Here is a 5,344-nt window from a genome sequence, read left to right as displayed (position 1 = left end):
GAAAGATTTTCGTTTATTTATGTCTCGCACCGAGGTTCGTAGTAAATTTGCAGACTCACATCTTGGGCATGTCTTTGATGATGGCCCAGCGCCAACTGGTTTAAGATACTGTATTAATTCCGCCGCGTTGGAATTCATTCCCAAGCAGCAACTTAGTAGCCGGGGTTACGAGCAGTTTCTAGATCAGTTTTAAACGAACGATATATTTTCTTTCAGGGTGCTGTCTGTGTAATATAAGTAAAATTACTTTACTTAAACATTTGCGCCCTGAAACTTTAATGAGTTTAATTTCACGCCTCGTCAGCATTAACTACCCCGTTACCCTCTGCTTACTGTCTATTATTTGGGCAAGCATATGGTTCTATCACAGTCCCAAAAATATGCTACCCAAGATTGAAAACAAGGCCGATAGCAGTCTGTCCGTCCCGCTTCCTGACTTTTCAGTTATTCAGAATATAAGTGAGAAGAAGCAGTCTTTTTTTGAATATTTATTGCCAATGGTTAAGGACGAAAACCTTCACATACTTCGCCTCAGAACTGCAATACAAGCTATGAGCACTTCCATAAAAAAAAATGGTGCCGCCAGCCTGAACCAATACGACAGAAATTGGCTTAAAGCGCTTGCAATGAAATACAAGGTTGTGCCAACTACCAACCCAAGTCAGACACTTGGCAGACTGCTAGAGCGTGTTGATACCGTCCCTGCTTCTATGGTACTGGCACAAGCGGCCATTGAGTCTGGCTGGGGGACCAGTCGTTTCGCTAAGCAAGGAAACAACCTATTTGGCCACTGGTGCTTTAAAAAAGGATGCGGTCTTGTACCTAAATTCAGGAATGAGAACCAACAACATGAGGTAGCTCAATTCGAGACTATAAATGAATCCATCAGGGCCTATCTGATGAACCTAAATAGCTTCTCGGCATATGATGAATTCAGGAAACTACGCGCTAAGTTCAGCAGCACAAGCAAGCAAGACATGAGCAGCCTAGATCTACTGCCCGGACTTTCCCCTTACTCCGAACAAGCTGAGCGTTATATTGAGAAAGTTCGCATCATGATCGAAAGCAATAACCTCACTCAATATGACCTAGCCGGCTAATAAGGGTTAGCATTATTCAGAAATATCACGAATGATGTTATCCAGATCTCATCGTTTAAATTCAATAAGATATAGAATACAGAAATATTCAAGGACTCAGCATTCTCTGAACGCTTGGAAATTAAGTAATTAATCACACATGGAACTACCCAGGTAATTTATCACTATGGAATTCAACTCTCGTAAACTCTTATCATTGGCTGCAATAACACTGTCTTTGGTGCTTTGCTCGTCCGCAACTCAAGCAAGGGTACAAGAGCCGGTTCCAGTCTATGAAGACCATCTTTCTATCGGCCCCGGCATTACATTTGGGTCGGCACCCTATATAGGACATGATGGCACCTACTCCTTTTTACCGACTTTCAGTTTTCAGTGGGGAAATTTGTTCGGCTATAACAATCATGATGAGCCACTAGTTGGCTTCGAGTTATTCAGGCATAAGCGTATTATGTTTGGCCTTGCGGTAACATCGGGACGAACATTTTTGGATCTTGAGAATATTAGCGCTGATATGGAAGAGTTGTACTGGGGCATTGATGAAAATAGAGATAGAGCTTACGAGGCTGGCTTTATTTTTCGCTTTTTCTCTCGTGTGGGCTTAGTTGAAATCAAAGCTTTTCATGATGTTGTAAGCACCTACTCTGGCCCTAGATCTTCGATCAGCTGGTCGCGCCCCTTCCCTGATACTGGTAATTGGTCAATTATTCCACGTATGTTTATAAAACATTATGGCAACAAGTATAACACTTACTACTACCAAGTTACCGAAGCTGAAAATGAGGCGGCGGAAAGTTATGTTATTGAAAAATATGGTGCTGGCGAAGATGACGCCAATATCGATTATTATCAAACTATTACCAGACCTCAATATGAGCCTGGAAATAGTGGACATGTCGGGTTCGACCTTACCGTCGAATACAGCATATCTGACAAACTAACCGCGACGGGCTACCTTGCCATAGAGAAATTTTCAGGCGAAATAGAAACCAGCCCCTTAATAGAAGATAAAGAACTGATTCTAGGTAATATTGGCCTGCGATACAATTTTTAACCTGCACCTTCTTTTGGCAGCGCACCTCAATCACATTGCGCTGCCAACACCCACCCAAGTTAAACCTGTTGCACCTAAATTTCATTTAAGACAAAAGCCATTTTACTCTTTGTAAAACCGTTTATAATACAGACATAATTAGTGGTATCGTTTGTATCACCCACTCCCAAGCCCTTATAACCCCGCTTTACTAGGTAGGTGTAAATGTCTGATATTAATGAAACTGCGATTAGCAGCTTAAACGAAGCGTCCTCCGCTATTTCAAATCTCGCAAACTCTCTTGATAACAGTTTTTCATCTGCCATATCATTGATAATGAAATCTGAAGGACGCCTAATAGTTTCAGGCATGGGGAAATCCGGCCATATTGGCAAAAAAGTCGCAGCTACACTCGCTTCTACCGGCACACCTAGTTTTTTTATTCACCCCGCCGAAGCGTTTCATGGTGACTTAGGGATGATCCGCCCTAGCGATATCATCTTGCTTATCTCGAATAGCGGCGAAACCGAAGAAGTGATCAAACTCATCCCTAGCCTTCGGCGCTTCGGAAACAAAATTATTTCGATTGCTAACGCCCCTGATAGCACGCTAGCAAAAAATTCAGACGTCTACTTGAATATTTTTGTCGAAAAGGAGTCATGCCCAAATAATTTGGCTCCTACCACATCGACAACGGTGACACTAGCTTTGGGCGACGCACTTGCTGTTTCACTAATGAAAGAAAGAAACTTTCAACCTGAGCACTTTGCAGCCTTTCACCCTGGAGGAAGCTTGGGTAGACAGCTACTGACCAAGGTGCGTGACGAAATGCTTGCTCAAGACCTACCTTTTGTAAGCCCTGAAACACCTGTTGATGAAGTTATCATTACAATGACTCAATCGCTTCAGGGTATTGCAGTTGTTATCGATGAAAACAAAGCGCTTCTTGGCGTAATCACTGACGGAGACTTGCGCCGTTCTTTGGTAAAAGGTGGTGACATTCACACCCAAAAAGCAAAAGATATAATGACCACAGACCCAATAACCATTGACGAGGGAGAAATGCTCTTTACGGCTGAAACGATCATGAAGGAAAACAGCATTACAAAATTACTGGTTACTGACGGCAAAAGAACTGTTAGCGGCATACTCTCAATATAAGCCCTCTAAAACACTGAGTTTATTTTACCAAAAACAAAGGTTGTCCTGCTGTTTTGGTTGTGGCAACCACCTTATTTCCCTCAAGCGCAATCGTGCTTCCATATTCAACAACTCCAGGACTGCTTAATTCCAGCAGTTTAGACCAGGTCTTATCTTCATGATCCCGAGCATAGATGTAAGTGATACCCTTATCTTCAGAACCCCCTTCATCGAACAGTGAGTGCGAGACAACCAGGTCGTTATCATATAGCGCTACTGCGTTGCCAAAGCTCGAAAACGGTTCATTTACGGGAGCTTTTATATAGAGGTCCTGAGAAAAGTTTCCACTGGCAGCATCTCTTTTAAATGCGTAAACGGCTCCAGAATCGCTTGAATCGTTATTCGACATATCGCGATTGAACCCGGTACTTGCGCCGTCCTCATGGGATGCAGAAACAACCAGATAGTTTTCATTCGAAGCAATTGAGCTACCAAATAGATCACCAGAATCTGCATTCGATGCCTTTATAATTGAACGCAATTCGTGAAATCCCACCTGATTACTATTTATAGCGCTAAAAGCAAACACAGCGCCGGAATTTGACCTACTTAGTACAGGCTCATATGACTCTGGCGAGGGCGAATTATTTATCACACGGTCATTACTTTGTTCATAAGGAGCTGATACAAATACTTGGCCGTCAGGTGTTAAAGAAATAGCACTACCAAAGCGATCTCCCGCAACGGGTTCTAAAGCTTTTAACGTCTCGATATATTGCAAGAAATTGCCCTGACTGAGATTCAGCGAATACATATAAACTGCACCTGAGTTAATGGCTTGCGTGTCGGAAAAGATGCCATTCAGGCTATCTTCTTTTGGTGCAGCAATAGCTAGGCTATGACCAATATACTGCCCAGATGAACTTAACCGAGCGCTTAACGCAATTTGCTCACCAAACCCTTTGTCGAAACCGGAGGCACCTCGAACATTTTCCTTTGCTTTGATATAAGAGTGAAGTGCCCAACTTCCATCTCGCTGCAGCACATAAAGGTAGACTGCGCCAGATTCAGGAGAAAGATTGCTAGCGCTGGCATTTTCAAGTTCTTGAGAGAGCGCACTTGAATAGTCCCCTTCTGCAGTATAGTTAGTGTACACATCTTGCGCAGAGCTATCTTCACCAGGGGCAGAAACTACCAATAGCTCGCCGTCCACAAACACAGATTGACCAAATTTATCGCCTGGCTCAGCATTTGGAGCCTTCAACATCCAGACTAACTCCCAAGAATCGTTTGCATTTCTTTCATAGATATAAACAGCGCCAGAGTCCTCTGAGAATTCATTGACAATCGAGCCGTCAAGGTCATTCTGTATCTGAAGAGCAGTAAATTCACCGGCTGAAGAACTATCTTCCTTTGGCGAACCAAGTACCAAATAATCACCTGATAGTGAAAGATTATTCGATTCAAGTGAATTTTCATCAAACAGAGCTAGAGGATTAGCAAAGTCGGTAATTTCAAGCTCATCAGCTTCATCTCGAAATATTACGAAATTATAAGTTAAAACCTGTTCTACATTCCGCCGCATTCCTTGGAGCTCTAATACAGCGTTCTGTGTTTCTTCGGTACTTTCGCCCCCGTCATCTAGCAGTACGAGATTTCGTAACCTCTCGTCTAATTCGCACTCAAGCCCTGAATACGGCATCTGTAAGGACGCCGTAACTTCTAACGAAATCTCGTTTTTGCCAGGTTTAAGAGTAATATCGACTAACGAAGTGTTTTCTGAAAGATCAACATCAAACTGCCTCGTGTCATTATTATGAGAATGCTCAACGATTACACCAAATTCGCGAACCTCAATAGCCGCCTGATCAAGCCTTTCAAACTGAAGTGTAGAAAGTACAGTTTCACCGAGAGAATCTGCTTGAGTTAACTCAGGCAAAACGTTTGGAGCGAAGAACTGTTCAACCTGAGCAAAGCCTAGCGTAGTAATGTCTGACAAATGCTCTAAATTAAACTGATAATCAAACTGCCTATAATCAAAGCTAAATGGAAGACCAGAAAACGATACACTATC

General features: G+C 42.7%; 5 protein-coding genes. 4 read left to right on the top strand and 1 reads right to left on the bottom strand.

Going from position 1 to position 5,344, the window contains the following annotated elements; translation table 11 throughout:
* The 4 genes from A3766_RS28855 to A3766_RS11040 all read left to right on the top strand — a co-directional run.
* The coding region (locus tag A3766_RS28855; RefSeq protein WP_197479535.1) for a peptide-methionine (R)-S-oxide reductase at positions 1–193 on the top strand (193 nt) is incomplete at its 5' end.
* A gap of 85 nt (positions 194–278) precedes the next feature.
* Positions 279–1,100, top strand: a complete 822-nt coding sequence (locus tag A3766_RS11050; protein ID WP_082870316.1) for a glucosaminidase domain-containing protein — start codon at positions 279–281, stop codon at positions 1,098–1,100.
* A 166-nt stretch (positions 1,101–1,266) separates the two neighbouring features.
* A complete protein-coding gene (locus A3766_RS11045; RefSeq protein ID WP_068633836.1) occupies positions 1,267–2,151 on the top strand; it encodes a MipA/OmpV family protein in 885 nt (294 codons plus the stop codon).
* A 204-nt stretch (positions 2,152–2,355) separates the two neighbouring features.
* Entirely contained in the window at positions 2,356–3,291 is a 936-nt protein-coding gene (locus A3766_RS11040) for an SIS domain-containing protein (RefSeq protein WP_068633834.1), read from the top strand.
* Positions 3,292–3,310: 19 nt separating this feature from the next.
* On the opposite strand, the gene A3766_RS11035 is transcribed toward A3766_RS11040, so the two are convergent.
* A partial coding sequence (locus A3766_RS11035; protein WP_197479534.1) for an FG-GAP repeat protein occupies positions 3,311–5,344 on the bottom strand: 2,034 nt, incomplete at its 5' end.

The organism is Oleiphilus sp. HI0132 (assembly GCF_001635845.1).
This window is presented reverse-complemented; position numbering and strand designations above follow the sequence as displayed.